This is a genomic window from Paraburkholderia sp. BCC1884 (assembly GCF_900996225.1).
In the GTDB taxonomy this organism is placed as follows: domain Bacteria; phylum Pseudomonadota; class Gammaproteobacteria; order Burkholderiales; family Burkholderiaceae; genus Paraburkholderia.
Genome location: NZ_CAAJGL010000079.1, coordinates 746,754 through 769,318, shown reverse-complemented (window position 1 = coordinate 769,318; position 22,565 = coordinate 746,754). Strand labels below are relative to the sequence as shown.

Annotated in this window: 18 protein-coding genes; 5 read left to right on the top strand and 13 right to left on the bottom strand. The window is 64.0% G+C overall.

All coding sequences use genetic code 11. From position 1 onward, the window contains the following. Positions 1–191: 191 nt before the first annotated feature. Together FQ705_RS34990 and FQ705_RS34985 are read left to right on the top strand one after the other, a co-directional pair. Complete coding sequence (locus FQ705_RS34990) at positions 192–347, top strand: hypothetical protein (protein ID WP_186307897.1); 156 nt, start codon at positions 192–194, stop codon at positions 345–347. Positions 348–354: 7 nt separating this feature from the next. Continuing rightward, the gene (locus FQ705_RS34985; protein WP_186307896.1) at positions 355–741 is read left to right on the top strand and encodes a hypothetical protein; all 387 of its coding nucleotides are present in this window, start codon (positions 355–357) and stop codon (positions 739–741) included. An 8-nt stretch (positions 742–749) separates the two neighbouring features. Here the strand turns inward: FQ705_RS34985 and FQ705_RS18785 are convergent, their stop codons facing one another. The 4 genes from FQ705_RS18785 to FQ705_RS18770 form a co-directional block, all read right to left on the bottom strand. Further along, the gene (locus tag FQ705_RS18785) at positions 750–2,345 is read right to left on the bottom strand and encodes a carboxylesterase/lipase family protein (RefSeq protein ID WP_222105659.1); all 1,596 of its coding nucleotides are present in this window, start codon (positions 2,343–2,345) and stop codon (positions 750–752) included. 20 nt (positions 2,346–2,365) lie between these two features. Continuing rightward, the gene (locus FQ705_RS18780; protein ID WP_144143530.1) at positions 2,366–3,502 is read right to left on the bottom strand and encodes a porin; all 1,137 of its coding nucleotides are present in this window, start codon (positions 3,500–3,502) and stop codon (positions 2,366–2,368) included. A gap of 98 nt (positions 3,503–3,600) precedes the next feature. After that, positions 3,601–4,941: an MFS transporter gene (locus FQ705_RS18775; RefSeq protein ID WP_144143529.1), complete on the bottom strand. Its 1,341-nt coding sequence runs from the start codon at positions 4,939–4,941 to the stop codon at positions 3,601–3,603. Between the two features lie 118 nt (positions 4,942–5,059). Continuing rightward, a complete protein-coding gene (locus FQ705_RS18770) occupies positions 5,060–6,766 on the bottom strand; it encodes an FAD-dependent monooxygenase (protein ID WP_186307895.1) in 1,707 nt (568 codons plus the stop codon). Between the two features lie 111 nt (positions 6,767–6,877). Between FQ705_RS18770 and FQ705_RS18765 the strand changes: the two genes are divergently transcribed. Beyond that, positions 6,878–7,777: a LysR family transcriptional regulator gene (locus tag FQ705_RS18765; RefSeq protein ID WP_144143527.1), complete on the top strand. Its 900-nt coding sequence runs from the start codon at positions 6,878–6,880 to the stop codon at positions 7,775–7,777. Positions 7,778–7,783: 6 nt separating this feature from the next. Here FQ705_RS18765 and FQ705_RS18760 read toward each other — a convergent pair whose 3' ends face one another. The 6 genes from FQ705_RS18760 to FQ705_RS18735 all read right to left on the bottom strand — a co-directional run bounded on the left by FQ705_RS18760 (position 7,784) and on the right by FQ705_RS18735 (position 14,150). Continuing rightward, positions 7,784–9,175 (bottom strand): sensor histidine kinase, encoded by a 1,392-nt coding sequence (locus FQ705_RS18760; RefSeq protein ID WP_144143526.1) that lies wholly within the window; start codon positions 9,173–9,175, stop codon positions 7,784–7,786. Beyond that, on the bottom strand, positions 9,156–9,833 hold the full coding sequence (locus FQ705_RS18755) for a response regulator transcription factor (RefSeq protein ID WP_144143525.1): 678 nt from the start codon (positions 9,831–9,833) through the stop codon (positions 9,156–9,158). Before FQ705_RS18755 ends, FQ705_RS18760 begins: the two co-directional genes overlap by 20 nt. Before the next feature lie 12 nt (positions 9,834–9,845). After that, complete coding sequence (locus FQ705_RS18750; RefSeq protein WP_144143524.1) at positions 9,846–11,138, bottom strand: MFS transporter; 1,293 nt, start codon at positions 11,136–11,138, stop codon at positions 9,846–9,848. A 92-nt stretch (positions 11,139–11,230) separates the two neighbouring features. Next, the gene (locus FQ705_RS18745; RefSeq protein ID WP_144143523.1) at positions 11,231–12,220 is read right to left on the bottom strand and encodes a quinone oxidoreductase family protein; all 990 of its coding nucleotides are present in this window, start codon (positions 12,218–12,220) and stop codon (positions 11,231–11,233) included. 39 nt (positions 12,221–12,259) lie between these two features. Then, positions 12,260–13,294, bottom strand: a complete 1,035-nt coding sequence (locus FQ705_RS18740; RefSeq protein ID WP_144143522.1) for an ABC transporter substrate-binding protein — start codon at positions 13,292–13,294, stop codon at positions 12,260–12,262. A gap of 442 nt (positions 13,295–13,736) precedes the next feature. After that, a complete protein-coding gene (locus FQ705_RS18735) occupies positions 13,737–14,150 on the bottom strand; it encodes a hypothetical protein (RefSeq protein WP_144143521.1) in 414 nt (137 codons plus the stop codon). Between the two features lie 260 nt (positions 14,151–14,410). On the opposite strand from FQ705_RS18735, the gene FQ705_RS18730 reads away from it, so the two are divergent. Continuing rightward, positions 14,411–15,496 (top strand): porin, encoded by a 1,086-nt coding sequence (locus FQ705_RS18730; RefSeq protein WP_144143520.1) that lies wholly within the window; start codon positions 14,411–14,413, stop codon positions 15,494–15,496. A 92-nt stretch (positions 15,497–15,588) separates the two neighbouring features. On the opposite strand, the gene FQ705_RS18725 is transcribed toward FQ705_RS18730, so the two are convergent. Next, positions 15,589–16,281, bottom strand: a complete 693-nt coding sequence (locus FQ705_RS18725; protein ID WP_144143519.1) for an SDR family NAD(P)-dependent oxidoreductase — start codon at positions 16,279–16,281, stop codon at positions 15,589–15,591. Between the two features lie 135 nt (positions 16,282–16,416). Here FQ705_RS18725 and FQ705_RS18720 point away from each other — a divergent pair, with 135 nt between their 5' ends. Continuing rightward, the gene (locus FQ705_RS18720; RefSeq protein WP_144143518.1) at positions 16,417–17,346 is read left to right on the top strand and encodes a LysR family transcriptional regulator; all 930 of its coding nucleotides are present in this window, start codon (positions 16,417–16,419) and stop codon (positions 17,344–17,346) included. 4 nt (positions 17,347–17,350) lie between these two features. On the opposite strand, the gene FQ705_RS18715 is transcribed toward FQ705_RS18720, so the two are convergent. Continuing rightward, positions 17,351–20,227, bottom strand: a complete 2,877-nt coding sequence (locus tag FQ705_RS18715) for an EAL domain-containing protein (protein WP_144143517.1) — start codon at positions 20,225–20,227, stop codon at positions 17,351–17,353. A gap of 248 nt (positions 20,228–20,475) precedes the next feature. Beyond that, positions 20,476–22,515 (bottom strand): M3 family metallopeptidase, encoded by a 2,040-nt coding sequence (locus tag FQ705_RS18710; RefSeq protein ID WP_144143516.1) that lies wholly within the window; start codon positions 22,513–22,515, stop codon positions 20,476–20,478. Positions 22,516–22,565 lie beyond the last annotated feature (50 nt).

The following is a 22,565-nucleotide window of genomic DNA, read 5'->3' as shown; positions in this document are numbered from 1 at the left end:
TGCGGCGAAATCCATCGGGGCCGGCGGGCATGCCCGCGATCGAGTCCGAATATAAGTCCGCAACCACCCTTCTCGCTACGAACAATCACCTTGCAAATGGGAGGCGACCATATAAGTAATGTCCGGTTCCCGGCTCCGGGCCGGCGGCTGTGGCGCATGCTGCGGTATTCCAGCCGGCCCGGAGCCAGACCATGAACGGACGTGGATTCATCACGATCAGCATGCACGAGCTCGAGCGCGTGAAGATCATCGAAGCGGTCGTCCAGCGGCGGCTGACGGTCGTCCGGGCTGCTGTCGCGGCATCGTGGGCATCCCAGCAACTATCAACTGGCCGATGGCGTGGCTGAACGGACGTTGAACCTGATCCGGGACTGCTACGCGGATTTTGGTCGGACGCTGGCCTGCGAGAAGCTGCGCGAATGTCACGGGCTGGTGCTGTCCAGGGAAACGGTGCGTCACCTGATGACCGAGGCCGGGCTGTGGATTCCGCGCCGGCAGCGGCCGCCGAAGATCCAGCAGCCAAGAAGCCGTCGCGAGGTTCACCGGAACCTCGGCGGCCCGCTGTCCATCTTCAACGGCGAAGACAGCTGGACGCTGCCTATTCCCGCTCGCTACGTGATCGGCCAGGACGGCGTGATTGCCTATGCGCAGGCCAACGCCGACTACACCCAACGTCCCGAGCCCGACGATCTGTTTCCCGTTCTCGACCGCCTGAAAACGACAAGTCAGGCAGACGCCTGACGCCCGAACTAGAAAGAGAAGCCGAGACTTCCCGGGCTCCTGAAGCGGTTCAGGAACTGGAAACGTGCCGTCGACAACTCGGGCTCGGCCTGCAACGGCGTCGCCAGTCCCATCACCTGGCTGCCCGCTCCGGCATAGGCCGGCCAATTCGGCAGAGCGACGCCGTTCGGGTTGCCGGTCTTCGCGAAGTTCGTCCAGTAAGAGGACATCGCGTCGGCCAGGGCGAGGTCGCTCGCGTTCGGCGCACCATGGCCGTTCGCCACCAGGTTCTGGAACACGTAGGGCACTTCCGACACGTGAATCGGCAGCGGGTTATAGGGTGAGGTCTGGCTGAAGTAATAGGAATAGACGGGCGATTTGCCGGTCTTCATCTGCAGGTTCGCCATCTCCCAGGTTTGAGACGCAATGATGAGGTCGCCCGCCAGAGTGACTTCGGACTGCTGCGCCTGAGCGTCGCTCGCTGCCGGATAGAACTGCAGGAACGTGCCGATGTTGCCGGTGCCAAACGCCGAGGTTGCGGCGGCAATGAAATGCTCCCTGGTGTCGCCCGGAATGCCGGCGGTCGCGGCGAAGATGGTGCCTTCGTCGGCGTTCTGACCTTCGAGCAGCGGCACGTCGTTTTGCAAGCCCGCGGCAAATCGCTGATAGGGATCGGTCGGCAATACGTATCCGTCGACACTCGGACTGTACGCAGCTTCAGTCGGGTCACTCATCAACTGCGACGCGGAGAGCCCGCGCAGGTCGGCGAGCGAAGACGCGCCCGCCGTCGCGCCGAGCCGAGTCCCCAGCTGGGACGCCGCCGTGTGCGAGACCATCACGCCTTTGGGCGTTTCCCAGAATGCCCCGCTTTCGGCAATCGCCTTCTGAAAGAGTCCTTTCGTCAAAGGCGACGACAGCAGCATCCCGACTGCATGAGCCCCCGCCGATTCGCCGAACACGGTGACATTGCCGGGATCGCCGCCAAATGCCGCGACATTGTTTTTGACCCATTGAAGCGCCGCGATCTGATCGAGCAGGCCATACATACCCGAGGATTTGCCGCCCGATTCGGCGTCGAGATCGGTGCGCGCCAGAAAGCCGAACACACCGAGCCGGTAATTCAAGGTCACCACCACCACGCCCTTTTTCGCGAGATTGCCGCCCTCCCAGCGCGGGTCGCCCGAGGTTCCGAACTGGAAGCCGCCGCCGTGCAGCCAGACCATGACGGGGCGTCGCTCCTGCGACGATTTCGCGCCGGTCCAGACATTCAGAAACAGACAGTCCTCACTCGCCTGACTGTTGTCGACGGGTCCGAATGCGGTGCCTTGCCAGCATGTATGCCCGTATTGCGTGGCGCTTTTGTTGCCGCTCCATGCGGCGACCGCTTGCGGCGCTTGCCAGCGCAGCGTGCCGACCGGCGCGCTCGCGTAAGGAACACCTTTGAAACTGATAATGCCGGCAGCATCCGGCGGGTTGCCGGTGAGCACACCGGCTTGCACCTGCGCCTGATTCGCCGACAGATCCGGATTGGGTGCAAGCGCCGAATTCGTACCGCCGCATGCGGCCAGCAGGGCAAGCATGCCAGTCAGCAAAGCCGCTGTATAAAGCGTATTTTTGTTCACCACGTGATGTCTCCTGACACGCGTTAAAACGAATGACGGATGCCCGCCATCACGCCTAGCTGACCGATACCCGCAGCGGGCGTCGTTCCAGGTCCGCCCTGGCTGAGCGTGTAACGCGCTTTGGCGCTATTGAACAGGTAGCCGCTCTGCAGATAGACGCCCGTGCGCTTCGACAGCAGATACGTGCCACGCAGCGCGGCCAGCGTGGCACGCGTGTCCTGTTGCTGATCGATGGTGCGATACACGCCGCCGTCGACGATCACCGCCGGGGTCACGAAATACGTCGCGCTCACGTAGTAGATATTGCTGCGCACATTCGGCAGCGCAGGCGCCGCGGTGTCGACCCATCGACCCAGCCAGCCGCCGCCCACTTTCAGTTGACCCAGCTTGAAGTAGCCGTTCAGTTGCGTGCGGGCATCCTTATCGCCGCTGCTCGTCAGGGCGATCGGCGCAGCACCGTTGAAGAAATTGGCGGCCGCGCCTGGGCCGCCGCGCTGTTCGTCGTACGACGCCGCCACACCGAACACGCTGGCGTCGTAGCGCAGCATCGCCGACCACTGACGGCACGCTTGCGCGTTACCCGGAATCGAACCCGCGCAGGTGCCCTGCCCCGGCGAATTGCCGGTGCCGGCCGCGTCGCGTCCGAACGAATAGGTCGCGCCCGCCGTCACGCCCGCGAACGTGGCCTTGTACGCGATCGTGTTGTCGCTGCGCGAGTTCGGGATGTAAGCGTCGATCGAACCGACGCCGCCGTAGATGTCCGGACCCAGTGCGTCTGAATCCGCAATCGCCCAGAACGTCATGGTGTACTGACGCCCGAACGTCAGCGCGCCGTAGGGACTCGACAGCCCGACCCACGCCTGCCGCCCGAACAACCGGCCACCCTGGTTGGAGTCGCCGGAGCGGACGTTGAAACCGTCTTCGAGAGTGAACATCGCGGCGAGTCCGCCGCCCAGCTCTTCCTTGCCACGCAGCCCCCAGCGCGACGGCATCGAACCGGTGATACCCGGCATGCGCACCAGCTTGTCGCCGGCCGCATCGGCATGTGTAACGAGTTCGATGCCGGTGTCGAGAATCCCGTACAGGGTGACGCTGCTTTGCGCGAATGCGGAACCGCTCACGATGAGAGCGGCCGCCGCCGCAATGGCTTTATGCTTCATGTCTCCTACCTCTATGTCGTTTTGTGTTGTCGTTTTGTGTTGTCGTTTTATGGCGCCGCCTGGGCGCAGGGCATCGCCCTGGCGTCAGGCTTGAGCGCTCATGCTGCGGCGGCCGTGCCGCCGCGATACAGCCAGCCCGTCACGAGCATCGCGATGCCGGCAATCACCATCGGCGCGGCAAAAAGGGCGAAGGCGACCTCGACGCGGTGAAACGCGACCAGCAGAATGCCACCCGTCATCGATCCGATAATCGAGCCGATGCGTCCGACCCCGAGTGCCCAGCTCACGCCAGTGGCGCGCGCCGCCGTCGTATAGAAACCGGCGACCAGCACGTTGGCGGCGGTCTGTGCGCCGGACAGGCCGAACCCCGCCATGAACACCGACACGTAGACCCACATCGGTTCGTGGATCGAGAAACCGATCAGCGCCGTCGAAACAGCCGCGATGGCATAGGAGCCGGCCAGCACGAAGAACGGATTGAGGCGGTCCATCAGACGGGCATTGAGGAGCGATCCAATCGTGCCGCCAAGCGGCATCATCGCGCCGACGCGGGCTGCGTGAGAGGCATCGATGCCCGCGCCGGTGATCACCGTCGGCAGCCAGCTGCTGACCTGGTAGTACACCCACAGCGTGCAGAAAAACGCGAGCCACAGAAGCAGCGTGCCTGCGCGGTAACGCTGGTTGAACAGCGTGCCGACCGCCGTTTCGCGCACCGCGCCGGGCTGCGCCGGTTCGGCCACGATCTCGTCGATGGGCGTGTTCGCGTCACCGGTCAGCCGTTTCATCACGCGACGCACTTCCGCCTGATAGCGCGGCTTGCGCGCCATGAAGCGCAGCGACTCCGGCATCCAGATCCAGACGATGGGTGTCAGCACCAGCGGAAACACGCCACCGAACACGAATACGCCTTGCCAGCCGAAGCGCGGGATCAGCAACGCGGCAACCGCGCCGCCGAACGCGAGGCCGAGCGTGAAGCCGCAGAACATCAACGTGACGAACAATGCGCGGCTGCGAGCCGGACTGAACTCGGACGACAACGTGATCGCGTTGGGCATCGCACCGCCCAGACCCGCACCGGTGGCGAAACGCAATACGACCAGCCAGAGCGGCGACGGTGCGTACGCACAGGCAAAGCTGCCCAGCCCGAACAACACCAGCGAGATCGTGATGACGCGCTTGCGCCCGATGCGGTCCGCGAGCGGTCCGAACAGAAAGCTGCCGATCGTGAGGCCGAACAAACCGGCGCCGAAGATCGGCCCGAGTTGCGCGGGACTGAGTGCCCACGTCTGCTTCAACAAAGGCGCGACGTATCCCACCGACGCCACGTCGAAGCCGTCTGCAGCGACGACCATGAAGCAGAGAAACAGCGTGAGGATCTGTAGTGCGGACGTCTTTTTGCCGTCCGCGACGCGCTGCGGCGTGATGGCCTGAACATGCATTACCTGTCTCCAAAGGGTGGGTTCGCTTGCGTGCGAAACTATTTCTGTTTGCAGGTCGCCGGGTCTGTCCGGGACGCTGTTGCCCGACAACGTGTTGTAGCGATGAAAACCTGCGTGCTCAGGCGGCCGACGGATGCGCCTGCCACGGCAACGCGCCCTCTTCTTCCACGCGATGCCCAAGCGTGCGCTGCACGGCGGCATCGAATTCGACGTTCAGCGCGTTGCCCCGCCAGGCAACATGCTGGTCGGGCCGGATCAGGACAAATGCCGCTTTGTAAAGCGCGGCCACCGACCCCTCGCCGGTCCGCGCGAGCGTCAAGCCAGGCAGTGCCGCCGCGGCCCGCTGATAAGCGTCGTCGCGTTCCACGTCGACGCCGGCTTCGCCGATGCACAGCAGCGTGAAGCCCTGGCCGAATGTGTCGAATAGAGACACGCCATCTGCGAGCCAGGCGTGTGGCGCCCGATGTCCTGGCCGCGCGCAGGGTACGTAGAGATTTGCGGTGTCCGGCGCAGCGGCACCCGGCTCCGCGTGATGCAGCGGCGAGGACTCGTAACGCGTGCCGAGGTGCACGCCTGGAATCACGAACTCGGCGGTCGCGTGAAACTTCAGATAGTCGCCGACTGCGGCGCGCGCCGCGGCACCGGCGGCATCGGTCCCGTAAGCGGCGACAGGCACCTGCAGATGGCCGATGCTGTCGGCAAAACCCCGGGCGAAAGCGGTGTTGCGCAACGCCGCCGGGCGCCGCTCGGCGTCGTAACTCGCGCCGAGCGCCTCGCCCGCCATGCCCTTGACCAGCGCTTCGAGTTTCCACGCGAGGTTCGCCGCGTCGTCGATGCCGGTGTTGTAGCCGAGGCCGCCAGTGGGCGTGAACAGATGCGCGGAGTCGCCCGCGAGAAAGACGCGTCCCACCGAAAACTTCTCGGCGACCAGCGAGAAACCGGCCGTCCACCGCGAACTGCTCTTCACTTCGAACGGGATGTCGGCGCCGATCGCTTCGGCGATCCGCCGCTTGAAGTCGGCCTCGTCCGGCGACTCGCCGTCGCGCGTCTGCACGTTCATGATGAAGTGGCCCTCGCCATCCACGGCGATGACCAGCGCGCGTTGCTTCGCACTGAAGGTCCAGTACTGCCAGGCCGGTGCATGCGGACTCACACGATAGATGTCCGGCGCGTAGAAATACACGGCGTCCATCTGGCCGCCCATGAAGTCGCGTTTTTCACCCGCCATGCCTTCGTAAGCCACGCCCAGGGATTTGCGCACCATGCTGCGCGGTCCGTCGCAACCGACCAGATAGCGCGCCTTCACCGTGCGCGTTTGCGCCGTGCGATCCGCGGTGGCGTCGAGCTCGACAGTGGCGCTCACGCCCTCGCCGCTTTGTGTGAACCCCAGCACCCGCGCGCCGAAGTGAACGCTGCAATTCGCGTGGCGGCGTGCCGCGTCGAGCAACACGGGCTCGACATAGAGTTGCGAGCAGCGATGCGGCGGCTCCGGCGTTGCCCAGGTGAACGCATGCGCTTTCGCCCACGCCACCGCGTCACCCGAGGCGGGTTGCGCAAGGCGCGCCAGCTCATGCCCGGCAATGGATGTGAAATAGGCGACATCCGGCGCATAGTCGCGCGGCAAACCGAGCGAACGGACGGTCGCCGCAATGCCGATCCGCCGGAAATGTTCCATCGTGCGCGCGCTGTTCGCATTGGCCGCCGGATGCGTGCTCGTGCCGGGTTTGGCGTCGAATACTTCGACACTGATGCCGCGCTGTCCCAGTTCGGCCGCGAGAAACAGACCGACCGGGCCGCCGCCTACGATGATTACGTCGCAATCCACCACGTTTTGTCTCCAGACTTTTTTCTAATCGACTCTGGATGCGAAGTTAAACGCGGCGCGACTATAAATCTATACAATGAATTTCATATCCATTATGAATCTGGTGCATACATGCCGATGCCGGATCTGAACTTCCTCTACGTCCTTCAGGCGCTGGGCGAGGAACGCAGCGTGTCGCGGGCAGCCGATCGACTCGGTCTCACCCAGCCCGCGGTGAGTCACGCATTAGGGAAACTCCGGACACTGTTTCAGGACGATCTGTTCGTGCGGGCCGGCCCGGTGATGGCGCCCACGCCGATCGGTGAACAGTTGATCGAAGGTGTCGACAAGGTGCTGGCGCTGGTCCAGCAGGAAATCTGGAGCGCCAGATCATTCGACGCCGCGACCACCACGCGCACGTTCTCGGTCTGCCTGAGCGACATGGGGGTGATCGTGCTATTGCCTCGCCTGCTGGCCGCCGTCCGTGAACGCGCGCCGTTCGCCACGCTCAAGCCGATTCAGGTGCCGTCGCTCGAGTTAGCAAGCGCGCTCCAGGACGGCGCGGTCGATCTCGCGATCGGCTACCTCGGCAAGCTGGGCGACAATCTGCATCAACAGGCGCTGTTTCGACGCTCGTTGGTCGGCATCATCAAGGGCGGCACGACGCGCAGGAAATTGCGTATGTCGGTGGAGACCTTCATCGAGAAAAAGCATGTGGTGGCCGGCACGCTGGCGCTGACCAATCAACTGCTGGAGAAGGAAATGCGGCTGCATGGCGCGCGCTTGAAGGTTGGCGTGGAGGTGCCCTATCTGCTCGCCGTGCCGAGTCTCGTGGCGAACTCGGACTTTATCGCCGCAGTGCCTGACGAACTGGCCGAGCTGTTTTCGCGTCTTGCGGACGTCGATGTCTTTCCCCTGCCGATCCGGCTACCCGACCTGATCGTGCAGCAATTCTGGCACGCCCGCTATCACAGCGATGCGGGGCATCGCTGGTTCCGTTCATTGGTCGCACAGACGCTGCGGCAGGAATGAAGCGAATCAGCGGCCGGCAATGCTGCCGACGACGTGGGACGGAAGCACCACGTTGACGACCATTCCCACGCCCGCAGGTGCGTCGAGCAGATGAATCGATCCGCCGTGGGCCCACACGATTTCCCTTGCGATGGCGAGTCCTAGCCCGCTGCCTTCCTCGGTCGAAGCCCGGAAGAACGGTTCGAACACGCGCTCGCGCAGTTCCGCGGGCACGCCGGGTCCTTCGTCGATTACATCGATCTGCACGGCCGTTCCCGCGTGCTTCGCCTCGACGCCGACACGCGTGCCTTGCGGCGCATAGCGGATGGCATTGTCGACGAGATTGGAAAGCACCGCGGCCAGCAGCGGCTCGCTGCCGCCCACGACCAACGCTCCGTCGAACGAGACGGTGAGTTCGATATTGCGCCGTTGCGCGACCAGTGCGAGTTTCTCGACAGCCTGCGCAATCACTGCCCGCAGATCGACGGGTTGTTTTTCCAGCGCCGTATAACCGGCCGCTTCCGCTTGCGCCAGCATGAGAAGCTGATTGATCAGCGAGACCATGGCGCGGTTGCTGTGATGCATCGCGAGCAGCGTTTCGCGCACCTCGTCGAGGCTATGCTGCCGACGTGCATACTGCAGTTGCGTGCCGAGCAAGGTCAGCGGCGTGCGTATCTGATGCGCGGCGTCGGCGATGAACCGGCGCTGCGTCACGCTCTGCCGCTCGATCACGTCGAGGCACGCGTTGAACGCGGCGACCAGCGGATGGAGTTCGGCGTGCAGACCGATCGGATCGATGCGTGCCCGGCTGCGCGGAGGATGCGCGGCAAGACTGTCGGCGAGTCTCGATAGGGGCCGCAATTCCAGCGTCAGCCCTGCGTAGATCAGCAACATGGCGACCGCGATGCTGCCGAGAATATAGGCGAGTTGCGGTCCCCACAGCGACGCCACCAGCGCGTCACGGGAAATCTGTGTTCGTCCGACCGACACCACCAGGTCGATGGTTTTGCCATCGTCGTACATCGGGCGCGTGAGCGACACCGCGCGAATCGGCAGATCCGACACGGTGGCGTCGAACCAGCGCGGCGAACGGTCGGCATGGGTCTGCGGAAAAGCCGAGGTCCCGGCGATGACCGGTCCGCCGGCGATTTCGATGCGATAGAACACCTGATCGCCTTCGTCTGTCCCCACGATCTGGATCATGCCCGGCGAGATCGAGGCGACGAGGTTGTCGCCGTTCCACTGCACGTCCGCCGCCATGACGCGGGCGGTGGCCAGCAACGCCGAATCCTGCAGCAGGTTGGCGGTGTGCCGTGCATTCGCATGAGTGAGCCATGCGGCGATGAGGCCGAAGGCGGTCATCGGAATCAGCACCCAGAGCAACAGCCCTGCCCGCAGGCTACGGTTGCGGCTCTTCATGATCGAGCAGATAGCCGAGTCCGCGCAGCGTAATGATCGATGCCGTACTCGACTCGATCTTTTTTCTGAGCCGGGAGATATAGATTTCGATCGCGTCGCCGCTAGGCGGTGCATCCAGACCGTTCACCGTGTCGGCGATCGCGGCTTTCGACACCGTCCGCCCGGCCTGGAGGATGAGCGCTTCGAGCACCGCGTGTTCGCGCGGCGTGAGGGTGACGGGATCGTCGTCGATAAAGAACTGGCGGCGATCCATGTCGTAGAGCAGCGTTCCGCAGCGGATGCGATTCGAGCGCACGGGCGCGTGCCGCCGCGCCAGCGCCCGAATGCGCGCCACCAGTTCACGATCGTCGAACGGCTTGACGATGTAGTCGTCGGCGCCGGCGCCGAGGCAGACGACCTTCTCGCCGATATCGCCCGTCGCGGTCAGCACCAGCACCGGCGTGCCGTTCGCGTCGTCGCGCATGCGTCGCAGGAGCGTCTTGCCCGACATGCCCGGCAGATTCAGATCGAGCAGCACCACGTCGTAGCGCGCGACGCGCAGCGACGCTTCGGCCCCCTCGCCGTCGAGTTGATGATCGACGACGAAACCCTCGTCGGTCAGTGTCTTCGCGAGCCAGTGGGCAAGTTGCCGATTGTCTTCGACGAGCAGAAGTTTCATGGGATCACAGCGCTAGGCAGTCTTATAGGCGTTACGGGCATGTCGTGAGCGGTATAGCACGAGGGTCGCGACGGTGCCGCACAATGCCGCCACGCCCATCCACGCACCGGGCGCCGCCTTGTTGCCCGTGAAGTGAATCAGCGACGTGGAAATAGCCGGTGTAAATCCGCCGACCAGGGTGGCCAGACTATAGGCCATCGAGAAACCCGTCGTGCGGACATGCGCCGGCATCAACTCCGTGAGGGCCACGACCATGGCGCCGTTGTACCACGCATACAGCAGCGAAAGCCACAACTGCACCAGCAGGAGCCGTTCGAACGACGGCGACGCGACGAGCCACTGCATCGCCGGATATGCCGTCAGCATGGTCAACACGGTGAACAACAGCAGGATCGGGCGGCGCCCGACGCGATCGGAAATCGCGCCGGAAACCGGCAGCCAGATCAGGTTCGAGACGCCCACGCAAACCGTCACGAGCAGCGAGTCGAGCGACGACAGATGCAGGACCGACTTGCCGAAGGTCGGCGTGTAGGTGGTGATCAGATAGAACGACACCGTCGTCATGATCACGAGGCCCATCCCCGCGAGGATGAGGCCGGCGTTGTCGATCATCGACTTCATGATCTCGCCGATACGCGGATGATGTTTGCGCGCCGCGAATTCGTCGGTCTCGCGCAAGGTGCGGCGAATCACCAGCAGGAACGGCACGATCAGACAGCCGATGATGAACGGCACACGCCATCCCCATGCGCTGATCTGGTCCGCCGGTAAAAACTGGTTGAGCAGCACGCCGAGCGACGCGGCAAAAATCACCGCGACCTGCTGGCTGCCCGACTGCCATGAACAGAAGAAACCGCGCCGGCCCGGCGTGGCGATCTCGGCGAGATAGACCGACACCCCACCCAGTTCGACGCCCGCCGAGAAGCCCTGCATCAGGCGACCGATCAGCACGACCACGGGCGCCACGAGGCCGATGCTCGCGTAGCCTGGCACGAAGGCCACGCACGCGGTGCCGACCGCCATCAGCGCGAGGGACAGGATGAGCCCCTTGCGACGGCCGTGGCGGTCGATGTAGGCGCCGAGCACGAGCGCGCCGATCGGTCGCATGATGAAGCCTGCGCCAAACACGGACAACGCGAGGAGCAACGAGACGAACTCGTTGTCGGCGGGAAAGAAAGTCCGCGCTATCGCACTCGCGTAATAGGCGTAGACGGTGAAATCGAACATTTCGAGGAAGTTGCCGCTGACCACGCGGAACACCGTCCGAAACTTGCTCTCCTGATGACCGTCGATGACTGGATTCATGATGTTCTCTTCTCGTGTGAGGACGAGTTTTCACGCCGGCGCGACGCGCGGCGTCGGCCAGACAGGAAAACGCTTGCGTGAGGGTTGCGCGGCTAGCCGATATCCATCACGGCTTTGCCCGACTGCCGGCGCTCTTCGAGTGCTGCGTGAGCGGCCTCGACGTTATCGAGCGTGTAGCGTCCGTTGATCTCCACGCGAAGCGCGCCTTGCCGGATCGCGGCAAACACATCGTCGGCGCGACGCTGCACGGTGGCCGCGTCGGCAAGGTGATCGGCAAGGCGTGGCCGCGTCAGAAAGAGCGAGCCGGCCTCGCCCAGTTCATAGGGATCGAGGTCGCGCATCGGACCGGTCACCGAGCCGTAGTTGACCACCAGCCCGCGGACCCGGGTTGCGCGGAAACTATCGCGCAGCGTCGTTCGGCCGACCGCGTCGAAGACGACGTCGACGCCCCGGCCGTTCGTCAATTCGCGAATCCGGTCCGCGAAGGCGCCGTTCTCGTAGAGCAACACGTGGTCCGCGCCGCGCGCTGTCGCGGTCGCTGCTTTGTCGAGTGTGCTGGTGGTGGCGAACACCTGGGCGCCGCGCCGTTTGGCGAGTTGTACGAGCAACTGGCCGATGCCGCCCGAGGCGGCATGCACGAGGCAGGTCATCCCCGGACCGATTCGGGCGACGTCCTCGAGCAGATAGTGCGCCGTCGAACCCTGGAAGATGGCGGCGGCGGCGATGTCATAACCGGTGTCGGGCGGTAATCGCGCGACTCGCGCGGCGGGGACCACGGCATAGTCGGCATAAGCGCCCCACGAGATGCACCACGCCACGCGGTCGCCCTTGCGGCAGGAAGTGACATTCGCGCCGACCTGTACGACTTCGCCCGCGCCTTCCATGCCGAGCGTGCAGGGAATGCGGACGGGATACGTGCGCGAATCGCGGTACTTGCCCTGCCTCGTATGAACGTCCATGAAATTGATGCCGGCCGCGACCACGCGCACCAGGACCTCGTCCGGCCCGGGACTCGGCACGTCGATGTCGACGCGGCGCAACACCTCGGGGCCGCCATATTCATGAATCTGGATAGCTCGCATTGATCGTCTCCTGAATGCAAAAAACTGGGTGCCGCGGGCTCAGAGCGAATCCGCCGCGGCGTTGCGCGATGCTGCGCCGGGCGCGGCGTCGACGAAACGGTCGGTATAGGTTCGGGCGATATCGACGTGCCGGGCCGACACGTCGGGATCGACATGGGCAAGCACGCTCAGAACGGTTGATGGCGCGCCCGCCGGCATCTTGCCCGTGGCGGAATACGTGGGCCTGGTCATCGCCAACGCCTGCAGGTAGATCGACGCTTCGCCGCCCTTCAGCGACGCCGGCACGACTGCGGCGATCTCGCGAGCGCTATGCGACTGGATGAAGTGCAACGCATCGACCATCGCGCGCACGAGCCGAGTGGTCTCGTCATGGTGCGCGTCGATCCATTCGCGGCGCAGGTAGAGGCAGGCGCCCGCATAAGGGCCGCCGAGTTGCGTGCGGGTGTCGGCGACACTGCGCATGTCGACGAGTGGCTGAACCGGCAGCCGGGACATCATGAGCGTTGCGGTCGGTTCCTCGACCATGCCGGCGTCCACGCTGCGCTCGGTGATGGCCTTCTCGAACGCGGCACCGGTCGCGACGGGAACCAGCGTGTAAGCGTCCGCCGCCACACCTTCGCGCGCGGCGAGAAACCGTGTGAGATAGAAGGTCGACGAGCCGAATCCCGTGACAGCGAGCCGGCGTCCGCGCGCATCGGCCATCGATTGCATACCGCTGTCGCGGCGGCCAAGCTCGACCAGTCCTGCCGACTCGTTGAGTACGACGACCGATTGCACGTCCATGCCGTGGCTTTGCAACTCGATGGTGTGATCGTAGAACCCCAAGGCACCCACGATCGCGCCCGCGATGAGTTCGGTCGATGTGTCGATGCCCGCCGGCGCCGACAGCAGGCGAACCTCGAGCCCTTCCCGGCGGAAATAGCCGAGCTGGTCGGCAAGGATCGCCGGCAGGTAGATCAGCTTGCCGTCACCCCCCGTCATCAACTGGATCGGCTGCGCGCTGCCGGCGTGCGCCAGACACAACCCGATCATGCAGGCCAGCGCGCGAGTCGTCGATCCTGCGTAGCGCGGCATGGTCAGTCTCCTTACGTCCTTGAATCGCCTGTTGGGACAAGCTCTGAATGTCGAACAGTATAAAAAGCCGCGCCCTTCTGAATGCTTTCCATCCACCCGGTCTTTTATCCGTAGTTTCCCGACGCGCGGAATTGGCTTGCCGATCGAGCGAGGCTTACAGAAGCTAAATTGTTGTGACGAATGATTACCGCGCAAATAAAAGCAAGGTATAGTGCGACGATGCTTATATCTCAGTGTGCTTCACACTAACGGACGTCGACATGATTCCAGTCGGTTTAGCAGCAACGGTACTCAGCAACGTAGGCAGCGCGATCAGTTCCGGTCTGTCGCAACTGACAGGGCACAGCGCCACCACCCAATCCAGCCAAACGAGCTTTGCCTCGCACCTGAAGGCAGCGACGGGATCGACGTCGGCGAGTAATGCTACTGAAAGCAAAGGCCATCACCACGCGCATATCAGAAGCACCGCATTGAGCGCATTGGCCGATGCTTCGCAATCGGCTTCACCAGCCACCGGATCGTCGGTCGGCTCGCTCATCAACACCAGCGTCTGAGTCTGACGGGACGCGAATGAGTGGCAGGCGCGGCGCATCGGCCGCGTCAACCCGAACACGCAGCGCAAAGCTCGCTCTGCTCGCTTCGACTCCCTGTGTTCCCCCCGGATATCGCCCGACGATCTCCGCGTCAATGCCGCCACCCGGCACGGCACAAGAAACGCCTTCTGAATCACATTAACCAGCGCAGGAATAGGCGAATGCTTTTGCACGCCATGTCGCTGGATTTTCTTGTGGTTTTTATAAAGGGTTTCTGTAAGGAGCAAATTCAATTGCGCCGTGCGCCAACTGCTCCTTGTCAATCGTGATTTCCCTATACAGCGGTGCACAAGCAAGGCGTCAACGCATCGACAGCACGCCAACTGCACTGCGCACTCGCGTAGTCCCTCGTCAATAGCTGTTGCGACCGGACGACATCACCCGCGATTTACTACTGCATTTAATTTTCTGGAAATATCATCCACACCGTTGACGCCTGACACAATCGGCGCGTCAGAGTTTCCCCTAACACGGCCAATGAGCGCGCTTTGCATCATTGGCCTATAAAACGATCGCTACCCTCATGAAGAAGACTTCCGTTGCGCTCGGCGCGGCACTGCTGGCCCTCTCCGCTCAGTCCGCTTTCGCCCAAAGCTCGGTCACCCTCTACGGCCTCGTCGATACGAGCGTTCGTTACCTGACCAACGCGAACGCCAAAAACGATTCGCAGGTGTCGATGGGTGAAGGCGTGGAAACACCGAGCCGCTTCGGCTTGAAGGGCAGCGAAGATCTGGGCGGCGGCACGTCGGCGGTCTTCAAGCTCGAAAACCAGTTCCAACTCTGGTCGGGCAAGTTCGACAACAGCAACAACACGCTGTTTCAACGTAATGCTTACGTCGGTTTGTCGAACAACCAGTACGGCACGCTGACCTTCGGTCGCCAACAAACGCCGTTCTTCGACGTGATGGGCAACACCTACGACCCGATGACCGTCGGTGACTTCTGGCAAGACAGCTACGTCTTCAACCCGGTGGGACCGTTCCTGTTCACCAACAATTCCGCGAAGTACACCGGCCAGTTCGGCGGCCTGCATGTGGAAGGCATGTACGGCTTCGGTGGCGTGGCAGGCAGCACCGGCGAAAACAGCATGTACGGCGTGACCGTGCAGTACGCGCTCGGCAACCTGCTGGCCGACGTCGGCTTCCAGCAGAACGACGTGTCGGGCAAGAAGTTCAACATCGTCAACGTGAGCGCGGCCTATGCCCTCACGCCGGAACTGAAGCTGCTGGCAGGCTGGCTGCACTCGCAGGACAACACTGGTCTGGCCGACCTCGACATGCAGCAATCCGGCGCGCCGACGCTGGCACGCGTGAGCCCGAACCGTATCGACGACAGCTTCTACGTCGGCTCGACGTGGCAAGTCATCTCGCCGCTGGCGCTGACCTTCGCCGGCTACTACGACCACGCGCGTAACTCGGCGAACGCCGACGGCACGCTGGGCGTCGGCGTCAACTATTCGGCGACGATCCTTGCCGAGTACTCGCTGTCCAAGCGCACGGAAGTGTATGGCACGGTCGACTTCACCCGTGGCACGGGCACGTTCCTCGCGGATTATCCGGGCCGCAACAACCAGACCGGTGTCGCCGTGGGTATCCGCAACATCTTCTGACGAAGCCGCCCGGCATGCCGGGCAAGTCGTTCAGAACCAGCCGCTCGCGTCGCAGGATACGGGCGGTTTTTTTTGGGACGCGCCGCTGGTTTTTACCAGGGAACGACTCTGCCGAGGTAGTCGAGGTAATGCAGTCCCGGCCGCCCTTGATTGGCCTCGATCGTATCGAGCAGGTTCGGAATGCTCTCCTCGATCGTCAGCCGCGCCTCGGGGCCGCCCATGTCGGTGCGCACCCAACCCGGCGCCATCAGCAGGAGCGTGCGCGGATCGTCGGCGTGACGGGCCGCGAAACTGCGCATGAACATATTCAATGCCGCCTTGCTGCCGCGATACACCTCGTAGTTTCCATTGACGTTGTTCGTCACGCTGCCCTGTCCCGACGACATCACGCCGATCGTTCCGCTTGCCGGTACCAGATCCTGGAACGCCTCGACGACCCGCATCGGACTAAGCGAGTTCGTCACCATCACGCGGATGAATTCCTCGGTCGAAACATCGGCGATGGTTTCGCGATCGTCGTTCTTGACGCCGGCGTTCACGAACAGCATATCGATCCGTCGACCCGCGAGCCGCGCACGTAGCGCCGCGACCTGGTCGGCGAGCGTGATATCGACGGTTTCGACTTCGAGCGCGCCGCCCAGCTGGCGCAGCGTGTCGGTCGAATTGGCACGCCCGGTGGCGATCACGCGCCAGCCGCGCTTGAGGTATTCGGCGGTCATCGCGAGACCCAGTCCTCGCGATGCGCCGATGAGAAGAACGGTTTTCTGTTGAGTCGAGGTTTGCATTGGCTGGCTTCCGGTGAATGACGTCGCGTCGGTCCAACCAATATATCCGGACATGAGACAGGGCGGCAGGCGCAGGCCATGCATAGATGCCCTGCACCCGCCGCCTTGTCCCACGGCGCGGTGTTACGATCGGACATGGCCGAACCCGACCTGAATCTGCTGATTGCGCTCGACGCGCTGCTTGCCGGCGCAAGTGTCGCGGGCGCCGCACGTCGACTCGGCTTGAGCGAGTCCGCCATGAGCCGGACCCTCACCCGGCTTCGCGCCGCCACCGGCGACCCCTTGCTGGTGCGCGCCGGCCGCCAGATGGTATTGACGCCGTATGCCGAGGCCATCCGCGAACGCACGCGCAATGCGGCGCAGGAAGCACGCGCGGTGCTTCGTCCGTCCACGGCGGAACTCGATCTCCCGACTTTGCAGCGAACCTTCACCATTCGGGCCAACGACGGTTTCGTCGAAGTCTTCGCGTCGCCGCTGATCGCTGCGGCGACAGCAGTCGCCCCTGGCGTTTGTTTGCGTTTTGCGCCGAAACTCGCCAAGACCGCCGCGCACTTGCGGGACGGTTCGGCGGATCTGGAGATCGGCGTGCTGGGTGAAATGGGTCCCGAAGTGCGCATCCAGGCGCTATTCCGCGACCGTTTCGTGGGTGTGGTCCGAAGCGGGCATCCGCTGACGCTCGATGGCCCGGTCAGCGCTGAACGCTACGTGGCGTTCGGCCATGTGGTCGCCTCGCGACGAGGCCGCGCAACCGGTCCCGTGGATGAAGCGCTGGCTGCCTCGGGCCTCGAACGCACCATCGTGGCCGTGGTGCCGGGTTTTTCGGCTGCGCTGGCCGTGGCGCGAACCTCGGATCTCATCGCGCTGGTGCCCGCCTCTGTTCTGGGCAGTCAGACTGCACCGCAAAGCCACGCGGTGGGAGTCGCCATGCATGCGTTCGAACTTCCGGTGGCGACCGAGGGCATCACCGTGTCGCAGATGTGGCATCCCCGGCTGGAAGCCGAGTTGGCTCATCGCTGGCTGCGCCAACTCGTGCTGTCGGTTTGTCGTGAGCAGATGCCGCTCTGAGCGCTCAGACGCCCTCCGCGTACGCGCGTCTGGTCGCCAGACGCTCCCAGTGCGGCGAGTCCATCAGCGCGGCAAGCGGCATCGGCTTGTCGAAGAAATAGCCCTGTGCCTGCGCTGCGCCCATGTCCCGCAGCATGGCGAGCGTGCCGGCATCTTCCACGCCTTCCGCGACGAGCGCCAGACCGAGCGATTCCGCCATGCGCACGATTGCCGTGACGATTGCCCGGCTGCGCGGGCTCGTGGTGAGTTCGAGAATAAAGGACTTGTCGATCTTGAGACCGCTGAAGCGGTACTGATGCACGTAGCTCAACGACGAAAAGCCCGCACCGAAATCGTCGAGCACGACCGACATGCCTTTGTCCGCGAGACGCTGCATGGTGTTGCGCGCGAGATCGGGCTCCGCTACGAGCGCACCTTCGGTCAATTCGAGGCACACGCGCGAAGGCGCCACACCATATCGCTGCAACAACGCGAGCACCTCGTCGGCGAACTCGGGCCGCGTGATGCTGAAGCTCGAACAGTTCACATGCACCGGCGGCCAGTTCGCGTGCTGCGGCTCCGAGAGAATCGCCGCGACCCGTGTGAGCATGTAGAGGTCGAGCCGCCCGATCAGGCGCAAACCTTCCACCTGTGGCAGAAACTCGCCCGGACTGACGATCCGTCCATCCGGCTGCCGCCATCGGATCAGCGCTTCGAAGGCGACCACCTTGTCCGTCGCGATATCGACGATCGGCTGGAAGAACGGCAGCAATTCGTCGTCGCGTTTGAGCGCATTGCGCAGTGCGCCTTCGCGCTCCACCTGATCGAGCACTTCGCGCCGCAACTCGTGATTGAACACGATGAAGCTGTCGCGGCCGCCGTTTTTCACCCGATACATCGCGATATCGGCGTCGCGCAGGAGGTCGGCGGGCTTGCCGTGGTATTGCCGGTCGGCGTTCACGATGCCGATGCTGCACGACGAGAACACGACATGTTCGTCGATATCGAACGGCAGATCGAAGGCCGCGAGAATCCGCTCGGCAATGGCGACGGCATCGCAAACCGGCGCGCCCGGCGAGAGCACGGCGAACTCGTCGCCGCCCAGACGCGCCAGCAAATCCGTCGAACGCAGGCAGCCGCGCAGACGTTGCGCCGCCTGCACGAGCAACTGGTCGCCGCAGTGATGACCCAGACTGTCGTTGACGATCTTGAAGCGATCCAGATCGAGGAACATCACCGTCGTCTGGCAGCCGTCTTCGCAATACGCTCGCCACGCGGCCTGCAGGCTCTGCTGGAAATGACTACGGTTGGGCAGCCCCGTCAACGCATCGTGTGAATTCTCGTGCAGAAGCCGGGCGTTGGCGTTGTCCAGCTCGCGCGTGCGGATCTGCACGCGCGCTTCCAGTTCGGCGTTGGCCGTTTGCAATGCCTCGGCGGCCCGTCGGCGCGACAGCGCGGTATCGATATGACGCGAGACGAACGTCAACAACTCCTGATCGCGCTGCGTGTAGCGCACGAGCGACGCATAGCTCTGGACGGCGAGCACCCCGCGCACGTCGTCGCCATCGAAGAGCGGCACGCCCAGCCACGAGCACAGCCACACCTCCTCGGTGCTCATGTCGATCTCGCCCTCGGCGATCAGGTTCAAGGCGTCGCTGGCCTCGATGAGACAGGGACGGCGCTGACGGATCACGTACTCCGTCAGCCCGCGACGGCCCACGCGCGGCGGCGGCGGCTTGAGGACGTGCTCGTCGACGTAGTAAGGAAAAGCCACGACCTGTGTTTCGGTATCGAAGAGCGCGATGTAGAAATTGGGCGCGTGCAGCAGATCGCCGACGATGCGGTGCAGACTGCGAAAGAATTCCACCATGTCGCCCGGCCGGCTCGACAACTGGGCGATCTGGAACAGCGTCGCCTGCAGATGTTCCGCGCGTTCCCGCTCGGCGATGCCTTCGCGCAGCGCCGTATTGACGCGCGAGAGTTCCGAGGTGCGCCGCGCGACCTGCTCCTCGAGATCGGCGCGGTGCAGGATCCGGTCGAGCGCCATCGCCACGTGGCGCGACACCACCAGAAACAGCGCGCGGTCTTCGGCACTGTAGGTGCGCGACACGTCGTACACCTGCATCGCGAGCATGCCGAACACTTCGTCCGACGCATTCTTGAGGGGCGCGCCCATCCAGAACTCGGGGCGGTCGCCAATCGGATGATAGATACCGTCGCGCTCCGCGGCGCCGATCATCGCGGCATCGGCCAGCAGCGGCTGACCGGTCGTCAGCACGTACGCGGTCATCGACAGACGCTCCGGATTGAGCACGTCGTAGTTTTCCGCCTCGATGACGTCGCTGTCGATCACGTCGACGTAATACGGATAGGTAATCTTGCCGCTTTTGCGATCGTAGAGCGCCAGGTAGAAGTTTTCCGCGTCGATCAGCGTACCGAGCCGCTCGTGCACGCGTCGGAGGAACTGCGCGCGGTCGGGCACCGAACTCGCCAGATAGGCGATCTCGTACAGCACGCGCTGGGTGTTCTGGGCGCGCACGAGTGCGTCGGTCTGCACCCGCTCGCCCAGACTCCGGGCAAATTCCCGCAGGGATTCATCGTCGACAAAACCGGCGGGTGCAACCAGCCAGCCGAGCACACTCGCGCCGCAACCTGTCGGCCAGCGCAGCCAGCCGCGCGCGGCACAGAGTTGCGCGAGCCGATCTTCGTTGAGGTTGCGCGGCCAGTCGGACGAGGCGTCGCCCTCGCCGGCCAGGTGCAACTGCTCGCCCACACGATACCAGGCCCAGGTTCCGGCCCACTGTCGGCCGCAGTCGCGCGCCGCCTGCAACTGGGCGTCGATCGTCGGCGCCGCTGGGGCAACACTGCCCGTTGCGCCCCAATCAGTCGACCTGTCAACCATGGGACGACCCGCGGCGGCCGGGCAAGGCCAACACCTCAACTGGCGTCATATTCTGTCGGTGCTCTGCGTTGTGCATGGACGCGCGCGGCCAGGCCGTTCTATAGATACGATTACCGTGCTAACGGCACGGACCGCCAAGGCTTGAGGGGCTTTTTCATGCGCCGCCAAAATCAGCGCCGAAGACAGAAAATTTCATCGACGAAACCCGCACGAGGGCGGGCTGATCGATCTTTCTCGCGCGCAGACGGTCACGCCGTCAGCAAACCGCGCTTGCGCAGCATCGGTGCGGCTTTCGGATCGCGGCCGAGGAACGCGCGGAAGGCGGCGCCCTGCTCGCGGCTGTCGCCGGCGCTGTAGACGTAGCGTTGCAGCTTGTCGGCCAGCACCGGATCGAAGGCGTTGCCGGCGTCTTCGAAGGCGTCGAACGCTTCGGCCTCGAGCACTTCCGCCCACATGTAGACGTAGTAGCCTGCCGCGTAGTACGAGCCGCTGAAGATGTGGCCGAAATGCGGCAAGCGGTGACGCATGCCGATTTCGCGCGGCACGCCGAGGCGCGCGCATTCCTGTGCCTCGAAGCCGGCCATGTCGAGACTGGCCGGGTCGTCGTGCAGATGCAGCGCCAGATCGACCAGCACGGACGACGTATACGCCACCGTCTCGAACCCCTGATTGAAGGTTTGTGACGCGCGAATACGGTCGATCAGCGCGCTCGGGATCGGCTCGCCGGTCGTCACATGGCGGGCGTGCTTCGCCAGCACTTCCGGCACGGTGGCCCAGTTTTCCAGCAACTGCGAGGGCAGTTCCACATAGTCCTGCGGGACGTTGGTACAGGACAGGCGGCCGTAGGTCACGTTGGACAGCAAGCCATGCAGGCCGTGGCCGAATTCGTGGAACAGCGTGCGCACGTCGTCGAAGCTGAGCAGCGTGGGGCCTGCGCCGCCGCGCGCGAAATTGTTGTTGTTCACCACGAGCGGAATCGCGCGGCCGCCGTTGTGCGTCTGCTTCCGGTAGACGCTCATCCATGCGCCGCCCTGCTTGTTGGGGCGCGCGTAGTTGTCGCCGAGGAACACGCCGACCAGTTCGTCGCCGCGACGCATTTCCCACAGGCGCACGTCCGGGTGATACAGCGGCACGCCCGTTTGCTCGACGAAGCGCACACCGAACAGCCGGGCGGCGCAATCGAACATCGCGTTGAGCATGGCGTCGAGGCTGAAGTACGGTTTGACTTCGGCATCGTCCAGTGCGTAACGCGATACGCGGACCTTCTCGGCCAGGTAGTACCAGTCCCACGGCTGGATGTCCGTGGGTTCGCCGAGCGCGATGGCCTGCTCGACCAGCGCCTGTCGCTCGCGCCCGGCGCTGGCCTTGGCCGGCTCCCAGACCTGATCGAAGAGCTCGTACACCGCCGCTGGCTGACCCGCCATGCGGTCGGCCAGCGCGTACCCGGCGTAGTTGTCGTAGCCGAGCAGGCGTGCCTGCTCGCGACGCAGGACGAGAATCTCGCGTGCCAGCGGACGGTTATCGCGCTGCGCGGTTTCGCCACGACCGGTCCAGGCACGCCAGGCGGTTTCGCGCAGATCGCGACGCGTGGACCAGGTCAGAAAAGGCTGCACCAGCGAGCGCGACAGCGTGATCACATAGCCATCGATGCCTCGCTCCCGCGCCGCGCTATGTGCGGATTGACGAAGAAAATCGGGCAGACCGGCGAAGTCGTCCTCGTTGACGAGGGGCAGTTGATAGCTCGATTCGTCGGCGAGAACGTTTTGCGCGAAGCTCGTGTACAACTCGGCGAGCCGCTCCGCAATGGCCGCGAAGCGCTCACGCGCCACGCCATGCAGTTGGGCGCCGGTGCGGACGAAATCGGTATGGATGCGCTGCAGCAGGCGATGCTGTTCTTCGTTCAGATCGAGCGTGCGGGCCTGCTGATAAACCGAGTCCAGGCGGGCAAAGAAGCCGGCGTGCATGGACACCTGGCTATCGTGCGCAGCCAGCAGCGGCGCCATGTCGCGCTCCACGGCCTGCAAGGCGGGCGACGACTCCGATGAACAGAGATTCTCGAAAGTCAGGCGCACGCGCTCCAACTGGGCGCCGGTGGCATCGAACGCGGCGACGGTGTTGTCGAACGTGGGCACGGCCGGATTGGCGGCCAGCGCATCGATCTGCGCCAGATGCGCGGCGAACGACTCGGCAAAAGCCGGGGCGAAGTGTTCGGGTTTGATTTCGGCAAAGGGTGGCAATTGATATGCCGTTTGCCAGTCTTGCAACAGCGGGTTGCTGTGGTCGGTCATCGCGATCTGCCTTGTGGGCATCAAGGTGTAAGAGCCGACATGATAAGACA